The following is a 13,563-nucleotide window of genomic DNA, read 5'->3' on the forward strand; positions in this document are numbered from 1 at the left end:
TCGCAATACAAGGCACAGCCCTGCTGTAAGGTTGAATTTACGTACCTTGCGGCCAATCAAACGGAACAGAAGCGCATGGCTCAACACATCGGCATCATCGGAAGCGGCAGCTGGTCTACCGCAATCGCCAAGATCCTGACAGACAACAATAACCATATCCATTGGTGGATACGCAACGAAGACACCATCCGTCACATGCAATTGCGCCACCACAACAAACATTATCTCACTTCCGTATACTTCGATACCAGTTTAATTTCCCTCAGCAGCCGCGCGGCAGACGTAGTGGCCGCCAGCGATATCGTTATCCTTTCCGTACCATCGGCTTTCCTTCCCGCAGTGCTGGAGCAACTCCCGGCCAATGCGTTCGAAGGGAAAATGGTGATCTCTGCCATTAAGGGACTGGTACCGGTTACCAACCAGCTCATCAACGATTATCTGGCAGACCGCTTCAACGTGCCTGCGGAAAAATACTTCACCATCACCGGTCCCTGCCATGCAGAAGAAGTAGCGAACGAAAAGCTGTCGTACCTCACCTTCTCGGGTTTGGATATGGTGGAAACCGAGGCTATCGCCACGCTGTTTAATAACAGCTACCTGCAAACCATCGTGAACCGCGATGTAACAGGAGTGCAGTTCGCAGCCGTACTGAAGAATATCTATGCCATGGGCGCAGGTATTGCGCACGGGCTTGAATACGGCGATAACTTCCTCAGTGTATTTATCACCAACTGCTTCCGCGAAATGCAGGAGTTCCTCGAAAAGTACGAACAATTCGAAGCCGGCAGCGGCCGCGAAGCCATGGCGCATAACTACAATGCCAGCGCCTACCTCGGTGATCTGCTGGTAACCTGCTATTCCCTCCACAGCCGCAACCGTACGTTCGGTAACATGATCGGCAAAGGCTACAGCGTAAAGGCCGTACAGCTGGAGCTGAACATGATCGCGGAAGGGTATTATGCCAGCCGTTGCATCGCAGAAATTAACGGGCGCATAGGGGCTTATATGCCTATTGCACAAAAAATCTTCGCCATCCTCTGGGAGCAATTACATCCCGAAGAAGCATTCCTTGAACTGGAAAAAGGATTGATCTAAAAGAAAAGCGCGGCAGCAATGCCATCAGCGAAAAACCTGCCTTCGCGTGTGAGGGTAAGGCGGTCCTCCTTTTGCAGCATCCATCCCTTCCTGATAAACTCTTTGCTGGCAGCGAGGAGCTGGTCTTTTTTGTCTGCCCCGAACCGCTCACCCACAGTTACCATGGAGCAACCCGCTGATGTGCGGAGAGAAATCATGATATGCTCATTGAGGGCCATACTGGGGCTCAGCATTTCAATTTCGAAAGGCACTGTGTCTTTCTTAAGGCTCTGGATATAAAGCGGGTTATTGGCCACGTTCCATTGGCGGGATACGCCGTTGAAGGAGTGCGCGGAAGGGCCGAGGCCGAGGTAATGCTTACCCTGCCAGTAACTGCTGTTGTGGCGGGAGTGCATGCCGGGGAGGGCGAAGTTGGATATTTCGTAATGCTCGTAACCGGCTTTTTCCAGCTCTTCCATGAGTATGGCGAAGTGTTTGGCGGCACGGTCGGGGTCGATAGCGGGGATTTTATGGTGCTGGATGAAGTGGTCCAGTGCGGTGCCCGGTTCCACGGTGAGGGCATAGCAGGAGAGGTGGGGGATGTTAAGGGCCACGGCCTGCCTGATATTGGCTTCCCAGCGCTCGTCGGTGAGAGTGGGGCCGCCGTAAATGAGATCGATACTGAAATTCCCGAACCCTGCCGCACGGGCTTCCTGCAGGCATTCTACCGACTGGGAGGCCTGGTGGGCGCGGTTCATCCACTTCAGATCTTCGTCGAAGAACGACTGTACGCCTATACTGAGGCGGTTTACACCGGTTTCCCGGAAGGCGCGGAGAGTGGCAGGGGTGAGATCGTCGGGGTTGGCTTCCAGGGTGATTTCCGCATCGGGAAGCACGTTGTAGTTGGCGCGCAAAACATCCAGCAGGCGCTGGATGGCAGCGGGGCCTAACAGACTGGGAGTGCCGCCCCCGAAGTAGAGGGTAGACACGGGCTCGTTACCAAGGTAAGCGCGCTGGAGCACCGCTTCGGCGGCCAGGCAATCCACCATTTCATCACGCAGCTGAAGCGAAGTAGAAAAGTGAAAATTGCAGTAGTGGCAAGCCTTCTTACAAAACGGTATGTGGAGATAGATTCCGGCCATGCGTGCTTAAGAAAGTTTTGAGATTAATTTGCAAACCTCGAAAATACATGTCAGTTTTGTTGATATTTTTGAATCTGGAAAAGTTAATTGCATTATAAAATTTTGACCGTTGCGAACCTGGATGTTGATATGGCTTCTGATTACCGGCGTCCTTCAAACGATGGCGCAGGCAGACAGTGCTGCGAAAAAGCCCGCGGCTGCGAAGCAGGCCCCGGCGGCTGTGCACAAAAGCACTGTACAGAAAGCTTCCACGCACAAAGTTAAGCCAGATTCCGCTCATAAGGCCGTTCTTCCTGTGGCCGACTCGGTAAAGGCCCTGGCTGCGGACTCATTGCTCCCTGCTGCGCCTAAAGTGCATGCTTATGATACCGTGATGCAGGCGCTCCTCAGGGATAATACTTTCCTGTCCAGAAAAGGGAAAACGGTATTGCTGGATATCAACCCCGTGAGGGAAGACAGGCGGCAGGACTGGCTGGTGTACCTCGTGGCGGGCGTTATCCTCCTGCTGGGTATTATCCGCAGCTCCTACCTCAAGTATTTCAATGACATGTTCCGCGCCTTCTTCAACCCCACGCTGAGCCAGCGGCAGTTGAAGGATCAGTTGTCGCAGTCGCCATTCCCTAACTTTCTCCTGAATTTCTTTTTTGTTATCAGTCTTGGCCTGTACCTGTACCTGCTCATGTACCGCCTCGATTACCCGACGGATGCGATAGCGTGGATGCTTATACCGGGCCTTATGGTGCTGGTAGGGGTTATTTACTTCGTGAAGTATGTGGTGCTGAGGTTTTGCGGATGGCTGTTCGGGAACGAAGAGCTGATCGATGCATACGTTTTTATCCTTTACCTGATCAATAAGGTGCTGGGGATATTGCTGGCGCCGTTTTTAGTGGTTTTGGCCTTCTGTTCTCCTGAAATTGCCAGTATTTGCCTCTATATATCGATATTCTTTATAGTATTACTGGTTGTATACAGGTACGTAAGGTCATATTCGCTCGTTCGTCAATATCTCTCCTTCAGCAAATTGCATTTTTTTCTTTACCTTTGCGCATTCGAAGTAGTGCCGGTTTTAATAATCACAAAGGTACTTTTACTTTGGTTAACTGGTAATCCGTAAGGGTTCCGACATTGTTAACACAAGAGCAAATTCGTATGATGAAAGGCGGGCCAAAAAAAGAGGAAAAACAACTGACGATCCTAATTTCCCAACCTAAGCCAGAAACAGAGAAATCACCTTATTTCGACCTCGCAAAGAAATTCAACGTCCGGTTGGACTTTTTTCCGTTCATTCGGGTAGAGGGTGTTCCTGGTAAGGAGTTCCGCAAACAGAAGGTAGATATTGTCAATCATTCCGCAGTGATTTTCACCAGTCGGAATGCAGTAGATCACTTCTTTCGTATTTGTGAGGAACTTAAGGTCAAAGTGTCGCAGGAATGCAAATACTTTTGCATTACCGAAGCAGTAGCCCTCTATCTCCAGAAATTTATCCTTTACCGCAAGCGTAAAGTGTTTTACGGGGCCGATGGTACCACCAAAAGCCTCCTGGAAGTCATGAACAAACACCGGGAAAATGAGAAATTCCTTTTCCCCAGTTCCGACAGCCAGAAGAACGACATTGAGGCCTGGCTGAAATCCAGCAAGTGCGATTATGCCACAGCGTCTCTGTACAAAACCGTATCGAACGATGTAAAGGAGGTGATGTCGAAAACTGAGTACGACATGATCGTGTTCTTCAGCCCCTACGGCGTTAAATCCCTCTTCGAAAACGTTCCCAAATTCAAACAGAACGGCACCCGCATCGGCGCATTCGGCCCCACCACTTCCGCTGCCGTGGAAGAAGCAGGCCTGAAGCTTGATGTGAAAGCCCCCGCACCGCAGGCCCCCTCTATGGTAGCCGCACTGGAACAATTCCTGCAGGGTCTCAAAAAATAGTAAGTCTTTAAACAGCTATATAGGCCGCCTCCACCCTGAGGCGGCCTTTTTCTTTTATACCCGCCGATTACAGCCCGGCGGGGTAAATTCCGCCATACTTCCTTCCTTCCATATATTTTCCGCTCCGCCCGCTGCCGCCCATCTTTGCAGCCTTCAGTTGGGAGGTGCTCCATTTACTGCTGTTTAATTCGGGGGAACCCCTTGCATACTGTATGGTTAATTAAGGGATAAAGCAGGTTTAAAGTAGGTATAATGTATATCAACGCCATCCAAAGCCGCCACCAGCATGGGTATATATAGCTTTTATATAGGCAACATATACATACTTTAAGCCTTTACTTGTTCCGCTTTACCCTTGGGTTAAACCGGAAGTACGCCCCGGGCAACCCTGCGGCTTGCCGCAATGGAGGCAGGAGTGGGGAAGATGTGCATCGCAGGCGGAGGGTGGACAGGCATAAAAAAAAGGACTGACTTATGCTTTTGAACAGGGACCTGGTTTATTTTCGCGTAAAATCACGGAACATGGCAAACAGATTAGCGAAAGAAAGCAGTCCTTACCTCCTGCAGCATGCGCACAACCCGGTAGACTGGTTTCCCTGGGGCGAGGAAGCTTTTGAAAAGGCGCTGAGCGAAGACAAGCCCATCCTCGTCAGCATCGGTTATGCCGCCTGCCACTGGTGCCATGTAATGGAGCGCGAGAGCTTCGAGAATGAAGCAACCGCTGCCCTCATGAACGAGCATTTTGTGAACATCAAAATAGACCGCGAAGAGCGGCCGGATATCGACCATATCTACATGGATGCCCTGCAGGCGATGGCGGGCCAGGGCGGCTGGCCGCTGAACGTGTTCCTGCTGCCCAACCGGCAGCCCTTCTACGGTGGTACATACTTCCCGCCGGCAGCGGCTTACAACAGGCCCTCCTGGCAAGAGGTGCTCCTGGCAGTGTCCGACGCTTTTAAGACGAAAAGGGCGGATATAGAGCAACAGGCATCTAATCTCACACAGCACCTCGAAAACAGCAACCAGTTCGGTTTAGAGGCCGTGAACAGCCTTATCCCCAAAGAGGAGCTGTTTACCATGGCGCAATGCGATTCCATGGCACTGGCGGTACTTGGACAGGCGGATAAAGAATGGGGCGGGTTCGGAAGGGCCCCCAAGTTCCCGGGAACCTTTTCCATCCAGTACCTGCTGCGCTATTACCGGATGAAGAAAGATGAAGCGGCCCTGCAACAGGCGCTGCTTTCTCTCGATAAAATGATCGATGGCGGCATCAATGACCAGCTGGGCGGAGGGTTTGCCCGGTATTCGACCGACGAGAAATGGCTGGCGCCCCATTTTGAAAAGATGCTTTACGATAATGCGCTCCTGACCGATGTGCTCTGCGAAGCTTACCAGCTTACCGGGCAGCCGCGTTACGCGCGGGCTGTAAAGGAAACGCTGGGCTTCATTGAAAGGGAAATGACATCGCCCGAAGGCGGGTTTTATTCCGCGCTGGATGCCGATTCGGAAGGTGTGGAAGGGAAGTTTTACGTGTGGAGCGAAGAAGAAATACTGGAAGTTTTAGGAGACGACGGGCCTGCCTGTTGCGCTTATTACGATGTGAGCCGCCATGGCAACTGGGAAGATGTGAACATCCTCTGGATGCCGCGGCCCCTTGCGGAAGTAGCTGCCGGACTGGCGATGAGTCCTGAAGAGCTGGAGGCAATCGTGGAGCGTAGCCGTCCCAAACTGCTGGAAGCACGGGCTAAAAGGGTGCGGCCCGGGCTGGATGATAAAATACTGCTGGGCTGGAATGCGCTGATGATACATGCGCTCTGCAAGGCTGCAGGGGCTTTGGGAGAAGAGAAGTATGTGCAGATGGCGGAGCGGGCAATGAGGCTGGTGCTGGACAAAATGCGCCGTGGTGATACGCCGGCCTTCTGGCACACCTACAAAAATGGCGATGCAAGGTATCCTGCATTCCTCGATGATTATGCGGCGCTGATCCGCGCGCTCATTGCTTTACAGGAAGTTACGGGAAACCTCGCCTGGCTGCAGGAAGCAAAATCTGTTACAAACTATGTAACGGCACAATTCGGAGACGACGCCGGGCGTTATTTCTTTTACACCGAAGCCGGACAAAGTGATGTGATTGTAAGAAAGAAAGAAATTTACGACGGAGCGGTACCGAGTGGCAACGCCGTGATGGCGCATAACCTTTGGCATCTGTCCATTGTTTATGACGAGAAGAGCTGGGCCGAAAGGGCGCTGGCTATGACGGGCGGACTGGGGCAAACCGTAATGCGGTACCCTACATCGTTCGGCGTATGGGCTGGGATGGTGCTCCGCCTGGTGCAGGGCGAACCTGAGCTGGCGGTAACCGGGCCGGCATACCTGGAGCGGATGCGGGAGCTGAACAGTTTATACCTGCCTTATAAGGTGATGCTGGGTGCGGAAGGTGATGTGGAAGGGCTGCCTTTGCTGGCCGGAAGGGCTGTGGAAGGTAAAACATTGATATACATATGCAGGGAATATCGTTGTGAGCGCCCCGTAGAATATATATCGGAAATCAATAATTTAATATGAGAATTGTTGTAAATTGCATTCCCTTTGATAAATTAGCGTTTAGGAGGAAAAACAGGCATTGAGAATTTCCAAATAAATATTATATTTATTGTAAATGCGTGTATGGACTTGACAGGTAAGTCTTTACGGTGGATCGTAGGCCGTAAGGCGCCGTGGTAAAATAACAGCGTAAGGGGAGTAAGACATAATAAAATGTTAAAACCTTCGTTTTACTATATTGCGTAGCCTCGAAATGTGTGGTAGAAAAAGTTGGGAGAAAACATACTACGGATTAAAAATAATCATTACATTTGCTATCTTTCTGTGATACAACCAGGTGAAAAGTGTGACTGTAGAAGGTGTCTTGGCGTTTGGCAGAAGCATCTGGCAGGTATAGAAAAAACGTATTCTAATGAAAGTCACCCTTATGAAGCTTAATTATTGTAGTGGGCTGTTGGTTCTGCTGCTGCCGGTGCTCTTGGCCAGTTGCGGTGGCGGGAAGTCCGCCAAAAACGCACAGGGTCAGTTGATAGGCGTTAGTCCCAGGCCGAAGTACACTCCCCCCGTACCTTATGGAATGGTTTATGTTCCTTCAGGAACTTTTCACATGGGGCCGAATGATGAGGATGTGAATTATTCTTTCACAGCGAGGAATAAGTCTATCTCCATCTCCGGTTTTTACATGGATGCCACCGAGATCACGAACAACGAATACCGTCAGTTTGTGAACTGGGTGATTGACTCTATGGCCCACGTACTGATGGGGCATGTGAAGAATGATAACGGGGTGGACTATGTGGACTGGAAGCAGAAGATTAACTGGAAAGACAAATCGACTTACGAAAAGCTCGACGCGATGATGTATTCCGCAGAGGACCGTTTGTACGGCCGTGTGGAGATCGACGTGCGCAAGCTGAAATATCATGAAGAGCGGTTTAACTGGGACAGAGCGAAGCTGCGTGAGAACAAAGACAAGCCGCGTTCTCAGTTCATCGACCGTAAAGACGTGGCCATTTATCCTGACACGCTTTGCTGGATCCGTGACTTCTCTTATGCTTACAACGAGCCCATGACGCGTATGTACTTCTGGCATCCGGCGTTCGACAACTATCCGGTGGTAGGGGTTAACTGGCACCAGGCGAATACATTCTGCGAATGGCGTTCTAAATTCTGGGACGATTACCGCTCTTCCAAGAAACTTTTCACGGAAGATAAATTCCAGCTGCCTTCTGAAGCGCAGTGGGAATATGCAGCCCGCGGCGGCCGTGAGCAGGCTCCGTATCCCTGGGGTGGTTATTACATCCGCAACAAGAAGGGCTGTCTCCTCGCCAACTTCAAGCCCGGCCGTGGTAACTATCCGGAAGACGGTGGTTTCTACACTGTACGTGCCGACGCTTACTGGCCTAACGATTACGGCTTATATAACATGGCCGGTAACGTAGCAGAATGGACGCAGGACATTTATTATCAGAACGCCTATTCCTTCACCTCCGATATGAACCCTTATCTGCGGATGGACATTGCCGACAATGCGCCGCCGAAGATGAAGCGTAAAACCATCCGCGGAGGAAGCTGGAAAGATATCGGCCACTTTCTGCAGAACGGTACCCGTTCTTACGAGTACCAGGACAGTGCGAAGTCCTATATCGGCTTCCGTTGTACCATTGCGTTCCTGAGCCGTTCCAAAAACGATTTCAACAAAAGGAAATAGGAATAAATAGCTGAATCTTGGTGATGAAACCTATCGTTAAATCTATCATTATGAGCACAGCAAGCATGCATCGAGCTTTTTACCTTTTAATCACCCATAAAATTAAATTTTAACCTATGGCTATGAATCCTAACACAGCGAAATGGCTTAATTTCTTTGTATGTATCGCCGCATCGGTGGTGATCATCGGAGCGCTTTTTAAACTGCAGCACTGGCCTGGCGCAGACTTTGCGTTGATCCTCGGTCTCAGCGTGGAAGCCCTCATCTTCTTTGTTTATGCATTCGTTCCTGATAGCAGCGCTCCTGCGGCTCCCGCCGGTGTAGCAGTTGCCGGCAGCCCTACCCTTGCAAAAATGGACAAGATGCTGGAAGAAGCTGACATCACTCCGGTTAACCTGAGCCGCCTGAGCGACAACTTCACTAAACTGGGTACTACTGTCGACAAAATGCGCGATATCTCTGATGTGGTTGCCGCAACCGGTGATTACACGCAGAAAACCCGTGAAGCAGCTACCGCTATCGGTTCTGTAACGCAGGCATATACCAATGCAGCCGCTGCCGTATCTACCTTCAACAATGCTTCCGAATCCACCCGCAACTTCCACGAGCAGGTTCAGTCCATGACCAAAAATCTGGCTTCCCTGAACGCTATCTACGAACTGGAACTGCAGGATACCAATAACCACCTGAAAGCAATGAACAGCTTCTACGGTAACCTGCTCACCGCTTCCAAAGCCATGAGCGGCAGTGTTGATGATGCGAAGAAAACACAGGAGCAAATCACCCTGCTGGCCCGCAACCTCAGCAACCTGAATACCGTTTACGGCAATATGCTCACTGCAATGCAAGGCAGATAAGGTAACGCAATAGTGAATTAACAAGAGACATTCAATTCTAAAACTTGTAGACTACTATGGCATTACCTAAAGATCCCAGGCAGAAGATGATCAACTTCATGTACCTGGTACTTACTGCAATGTTAGCGTTGAACGTATCCGCCGAGATTCTGAACGCATTCGATATCGTAAATAACTCTATCATTAACTCTAACGCATCGATCGGTAACAAGAACGATGTGACCTATAAACAATTCACCAAACTGATGCAGTCTGATGCTGCAAAAGTGGGCCCGCTGAAAGACAAGGCCGAACAGGTGAAGAAATTGTCCGCAGACGCCTATACCTATATTGATTCACTCAAGAAAAAAATTATCGATGCAAGTGGCGGGCTGGATGAACATGGTGAGATCTCCAATAAAGGAGAAACCGAAGCGCCTACCCGCATCATGGAAAATGATAAGAAAGGTCCGGAGCTGCAAAAGCAACTGACCGATCTGCGCACAAAACTCCTCTCCCTGATCAACCCGAAAGACCGTCAGGCTTTCGAAGCCAACCTTCCCCTGCGTATAGTGGAACCCGATCAGAAAGGCCTGGTGAAAAAGAACTGGACTACCTACCACTTTAACTCTGTGCCCGCAGTAGCCGTGGTAACGCTCCTCAGCAAATTCCAGAACGATATCAAGAACTCTGAGGCCATGATCATCGACAAACTGATGAAAGAAGTTTCTGAAAACGACTTCGTATTCGATCAGCTCGATGCATTCGTATCCCTCAACTCTAAGAACTTCACTCCCGGTCAGACCCTGAAGGCTACCGTAGTGATGGGCGCATACAGCAGCACCGTAAACCCTACCATCGTGATCAACGGTACTCCCGTGACTGCGACAAATGGTAAAGGTGAATTTAACCTGCCCCTGAGCGCAATCGGCGAACATACCATTTCCGGTACCGTACAGCTGACCAAGCCCAATGGCGAAGTAATCACCCGTCCTTTCAGCGAGTCTTACAAAGTAGGCGCTTCCGCCACTTCCATCTCTGCTGATAAGATGAACGTGATGTATGTTGCACTGCAAAACCCGATCTCCATCACCGCTGCCGGCGTACCTGCAGAAAAGGTGAATGCTACGATCGCCGGTTGCGGTGGACAGATCACCAAAAAAGGTGCAGGTGAATTCGTAGTAACCGTAAACTCTACCGGTAAAGCCACCGTAACAGTGTCTGCCGAAGTGGATGGCCAGGTTAAAACCCTCGCTACCAAAGAGTTCCGCGTGAAAAACGTGCCCGATCCTTCTATCAAGGTTGGTCTTTCCAAAGGCCCCACCATGAAGGCTGCTGAATTTAAAGTACAACAAGGCCTCCGTGCCGACCTGGAAGACTTCGTATTCGACGGTGTACGCTACGCAGTAGTAGGCTACCGTATGGGTGTGGAGTCCCGCAACCGTCCTTATTCCGAGGGAGATGCTACTTCAGAAATGTGGCCTTCCAACCCTGAGCTGCAGGGAGCTATCCGCGGAATCAAGCCCGGCGACCAGGTGTATTTCGATAACATTAAGGTGAAAGGGCCGGACGGCAGGGTGCGTACCATGCCGAACGTAAACTTCAAGATCAATTAACGATTAAAACCGTTACTGGCTATGCAAGCAGTAATATTGAAAAGGATCAGCCTGAGCGCATTATTGGTGGTTTTGTTTGCCGGTTCGGCAGATGCGCAGCGCCGCACGGGAAGAAGGACGCAGAATCCTCCCCCCGAGCAGGCTCAACCGCAACAACCCGTTACGAACCCGGCTACAGGCAACCCGGTAAACGTTCCGGCGGCTCCCGCTGGTACAGCACCAACATCCCTCCGTCAGGACGGTGTGGGAACACCGGTAGATACGCCGCGTAAATCGCTGCGTATAGACGGGGTATCTGAAAAGAGCCCTATCCGCGACCGTGTGCCCATCGCTTACGACCACATCCGTGAAGATGACAAGTTCTGGGAAAAACAGATCTGGCAGATCATTGATGTGCGTGAGAAGATGAACCTCCCCTTCCAGTACAACGTGGAAGATGAGACAGGTGTAAACCAGCTCCTGATCAATATCCTGCTCGCAGCGATCAAAAACAAGGAAGTGGAAGCCTTCAGTCCGATCGACGACCGTTTCAGCACCCTTATGACTTACGACGAGATCCAGACCAAGCTTTCGGGCGAAGAAAGGACCGTTCGCAGCATAGACCCTGTAACCGGGGAGGAAAAGAACGTAACGATCCGGGATGAGTTCAACCCTGAAACGATCAAGCAGTACAAGATCAAGGAAGTTTGGGTGTTTGACCAGGAAGCCTCCGCGCTGAAGGTTCGCATCCTCGGCATCGCGCCTATGGTTTCCCGTATCAACGACGACGGGTCCGTACGTGCCACCATCCCCCTGTTCTGGCTCTATTATCCCGATCTGCGCCCTGTTCTGGCCAAATACGACGTATATAACCAGAATAACGACGCCTCTACCATGACCTGGGAAGATCTCTTCGAAATGCGCTTCTTTGCCTCCTATGTGGTTAAGGAAAAGAACGCCTTCAACCGTGAGATCAGCAATTACATCAAAGACGGTGTGATGCGCCTCCTGGAAGGCCAGGCCATCAAAGACAAGATCTTTAACAAAGAGCAGGACCTGTGGGAATACTAATCTCCCATTCGTTCAAATCCTGCGAACAATAATGAGAAGCCGCTCCGGGAAACCGGGGCGGTTTTTTTATATCTTGCAACCATGCAGCAACTCCGTTCCGCCATAGAAGCACTAGTGCCGCTTACCGATGAAGTCTGGGAAGATCTGGCTGCCTGCTGGCACCCCATCGCCTGCAAGCGGAAAACGGTGCTCACTGCCGCAGGCGATACGGAACGGTATACGTATTATGTGACAGACGGGTTGCAGCGTGCCTTCGCGCTTGCAGAAGGGCAGAAAGAAGCCACCCTGATGTTTTCCTACCCCGGTTCCTTTTCAGGGATCATTGATTCCTTCTTTCTCCGGCAGCCTTCCCGTTATTACCTCGAAACGCTTACGCAAAGTGCATTTTTAAGGATCTCTTACGACGATGTGCAACGGCTCATGCAGCAGCACCCCTCCATTGCCCGATGGATTCACCTGGGTACCATGCATGCCATGGCGGGTGTGATGGAGCGGCTGATAGAAATCCAGACCCTGGGTGCGGAGCAGAAATTCAGACGCCTGCTGGCACGCAGCCCGCACGTACTCCAAATGATACCACATAAATATCTTGCTTCCTACCTCGGTATCGACCCTGCAACTTTCAGCAAATTGCTGGGAGGTATCCGGTTATAAATCTTGGCGCAGGCAAAGATTTCATCCCGCAGGCCGGCTTACCTTTGCAACGGATCATAATTATTCTTCTCATGCCTACCATTCATTCAGCGACTCTGCTTGGCGAACTCCAGCAGGATGTAAATGAGCTGCGCGCAGCAGCCGACCGGTATCTGGTTCCCCAACCCCACGATATATTGCTTCAGCAGCCGGCTCCCGGCAGCTGGAGTGCCATCCAGTGCTTAGAGCACCTGAATGGCTATGGCCGTTATTATCTGCCGGCCATAGACGACTCCTTCCGCAAATTTCTTTCTCAAAATCGCCCGGTACCTGAAAATTTCAACAGTGGCTGGCTGGGCAACTATTTCACCCAATCCATGGCGCCAAAGCCCGATGGCGGCCTTAAAATGAAAATGACTTCCCCCAAAAATCATCGTCCTGCACCAGCGCTGGATGCTGCGCATACGCTCGATGAATTTCAGGCGCAGCAGGAATGGATGCTGTCGTTACTGCAGGCAGCAAAGAAGGTAGATATCGGAGGAATCCGTATACCGACAACGCTGTCGAAACTGATTGCATTGAAAGCAGGAGATACATTCAGGTTCCTCATCGCGCATGCGCAAAGGCACATGCTGCAGGCTATCCGCAGTGTGGAAAAAGCACGTGGAGCAGATGCTGCTGCGGTCACTTTGCAGTACCTCCGTGAGCCGGTGCGCTAACAAAAAATAAATAAAGCAAAATCGTTTGAAACTCAATGCTGTTGCCGGTTACGGCCGGTTGTAATTTCATGCCGATAACAAATTCTTAACAACGGAAAAGTCACATACACATTACTTTAGTAATGTGATAATATACGTCTGAAATACCGCCGGTACTCACCGGCATCAAAATAAAAATCTGTGTCTTTTAATGGTTAACTTGGGGAATAGAGCCTGGTTCTCAAACCGGGCTCTCTCTTTTGTATGAAGTGAAGAATTTTAGTGCAGATGTGTTGCGTGTTGTGTTTTTATTTCAATGCAGTTTTAGTG

General features: G+C 50.7%; 11 protein-coding genes. 10 read left to right on the forward strand and 1 reads right to left on the reverse strand.

Annotation, left to right across the window (positions count from 1 at the left end):
- Nucleotides 1-75 precede the first annotated feature (75 nt).
- Nucleotides 76-1,095: an NAD(P)H-dependent glycerol-3-phosphate dehydrogenase gene (locus tag DEV76_RS06445; RefSeq protein WP_109696276.1), complete on the forward strand. Its 1,020-nt coding sequence runs from the start codon at nucleotides 76-78 to the stop codon at nucleotides 1,093-1,095.
- Here DEV76_RS06445 and hemW read toward each other — a convergent pair.
- Nucleotides 1,092-2,216: a radical SAM family heme chaperone HemW gene (gene hemW / locus DEV76_RS06450; RefSeq protein ID WP_109696278.1), complete on the reverse strand. Its 1,125-nt coding sequence runs from the start codon at nucleotides 2,214-2,216 to the stop codon at nucleotides 1,092-1,094. The genes DEV76_RS06445 and hemW overlap by 4 nt on opposite strands.
- A 121-nt stretch (nucleotides 2,217-2,337) precedes the next feature.
- Between hemW and DEV76_RS06455 the strand changes: the two genes are divergently transcribed.
- The 9 genes from DEV76_RS06455 (at nucleotide 2,338) to DEV76_RS06495 (ending at nucleotide 13,254) form a co-directional block, all read left to right on the forward strand.
- The gene (locus DEV76_RS06455; protein ID WP_109696280.1) at nucleotides 2,338-3,330 is read left to right on the forward strand and encodes a DUF4271 domain-containing protein; all 993 of its coding nucleotides are present in this window, start codon (nucleotides 2,338-2,340) and stop codon (nucleotides 3,328-3,330) included.
- A gap of 38 nt (nucleotides 3,331-3,368) precedes the next feature.
- Entirely contained in the window at nucleotides 3,369-4,145 is a 777-nt protein-coding gene (locus DEV76_RS06460) for a uroporphyrinogen-III synthase (RefSeq protein WP_232826890.1), read from the forward strand.
- A 522-nt stretch (nucleotides 4,146-4,667) separates the two neighbouring features.
- Nucleotides 4,668-6,710 carry a thioredoxin domain-containing protein gene (locus DEV76_RS06465; protein ID WP_109696284.1) on the forward strand — a complete coding sequence of 681 codons (2,043 nt, stop codon included), beginning with the start codon at nucleotides 4,668-4,670 and terminating at the stop codon, nucleotides 6,708-6,710.
- Between the two features lie 406 nt (nucleotides 6,711-7,116).
- The gene (gene porK, locus DEV76_RS06470) at nucleotides 7,117-8,400 is read left to right on the forward strand and encodes a T9SS ring complex lipoprotein PorK/GldK (protein WP_109696286.1); all 1,284 of its coding nucleotides are present in this window, start codon (nucleotides 7,117-7,119) and stop codon (nucleotides 8,398-8,400) included.
- Nucleotides 8,401-8,522: 122 nt separating this feature from the next.
- A complete protein-coding gene (gene porL, locus DEV76_RS06475; RefSeq protein ID WP_232826892.1) occupies nucleotides 8,523-9,257 on the forward strand; it encodes a type IX secretion system motor protein PorL/GldL in 735 nt (244 codons plus the stop codon).
- A 56-nt stretch (nucleotides 9,258-9,313) separates the two neighbouring features.
- Nucleotides 9,314-10,852, forward strand: a complete 1,539-nt coding sequence (porM, locus tag DEV76_RS06480; protein ID WP_109696290.1) for a type IX secretion system motor protein PorM/GldM — start codon at nucleotides 9,314-9,316, stop codon at nucleotides 10,850-10,852.
- A gap of 21 nt (nucleotides 10,853-10,873) precedes the next feature.
- Nucleotides 10,874-11,902 (forward strand): type IX secretion system ring subunit PorN/GldN, encoded by a 1,029-nt coding sequence (porN, locus tag DEV76_RS06485; RefSeq protein ID WP_109696292.1) that lies wholly within the window; start codon nucleotides 10,874-10,876, stop codon nucleotides 11,900-11,902.
- 81 nt (nucleotides 11,903-11,983) lie between these two features.
- The gene (locus tag DEV76_RS06490) at nucleotides 11,984-12,556 is read left to right on the forward strand and encodes a Crp/Fnr family transcriptional regulator (RefSeq protein ID WP_109696294.1); all 573 of its coding nucleotides are present in this window, start codon (nucleotides 11,984-11,986) and stop codon (nucleotides 12,554-12,556) included.
- Nucleotides 12,557-12,627: 71 nt separating this feature from the next.
- A complete protein-coding gene (locus DEV76_RS06495; protein WP_109696296.1) occupies nucleotides 12,628-13,254 on the forward strand; it encodes a DinB family protein in 627 nt (208 codons plus the stop codon).
- Nucleotides 13,255-13,563 lie beyond the last annotated feature (309 nt).

The sequence above is a fragment of the Chitinophaga deserti genome, from assembly GCF_003149455.1.
Classification (GTDB): Bacteria; Bacteroidota; Bacteroidia; order Chitinophagales; family Chitinophagaceae; genus Chitinophaga; species Chitinophaga deserti.

Excerpts from the sequence above, each read along its gene's own strand:
- DEV76_RS06445 (WP_109696276.1), top strand. The coding sequence starts at position 76 with ATGGCTCAACACATCGGCATCATCGGAAGCGGCAGCTGGTCTACCGCA.
- hemW (WP_109696278.1), bottom strand. The coding sequence starts at position 2,216 with ATGGCCGGAATCTATCTCCACATACCGTTTTGTAAGAAGGCTTGCCAC.
- DEV76_RS06455 (WP_109696280.1), top strand. The coding sequence starts at position 2,338 with ATGTTGATATGGCTTCTGATTACCGGCGTCCTTCAAACGATGGCGCAG.
- DEV76_RS06460 (WP_232826890.1), top strand. The coding sequence starts at position 3,369 with ATGAAAGGCGGGCCAAAAAAAGAGGAAAAACAACTGACGATCCTAATT.
- DEV76_RS06465 (WP_109696284.1), top strand. The coding sequence starts at position 4,668 with ATGGCAAACAGATTAGCGAAAGAAAGCAGTCCTTACCTCCTGCAGCAT.
- porK (WP_109696286.1), top strand. The coding sequence starts at position 7,117 with ATGAAGCTTAATTATTGTAGTGGGCTGTTGGTTCTGCTGCTGCCGGTG.
- porL (WP_232826892.1), top strand. The coding sequence starts at position 8,523 with ATGAATCCTAACACAGCGAAATGGCTTAATTTCTTTGTATGTATCGCC.
- porM (WP_109696290.1), top strand. The coding sequence starts at position 9,314 with ATGGCATTACCTAAAGATCCCAGGCAGAAGATGATCAACTTCATGTAC.
- porN (WP_109696292.1), top strand. The coding sequence starts at position 10,874 with ATGCAAGCAGTAATATTGAAAAGGATCAGCCTGAGCGCATTATTGGTG.
- DEV76_RS06490 (WP_109696294.1), top strand. The coding sequence starts at position 11,984 with ATGCAGCAACTCCGTTCCGCCATAGAAGCACTAGTGCCGCTTACCGAT.
- DEV76_RS06495 (WP_109696296.1), top strand. The coding sequence starts at position 12,628 with ATGCCTACCATTCATTCAGCGACTCTGCTTGGCGAACTCCAGCAGGAT.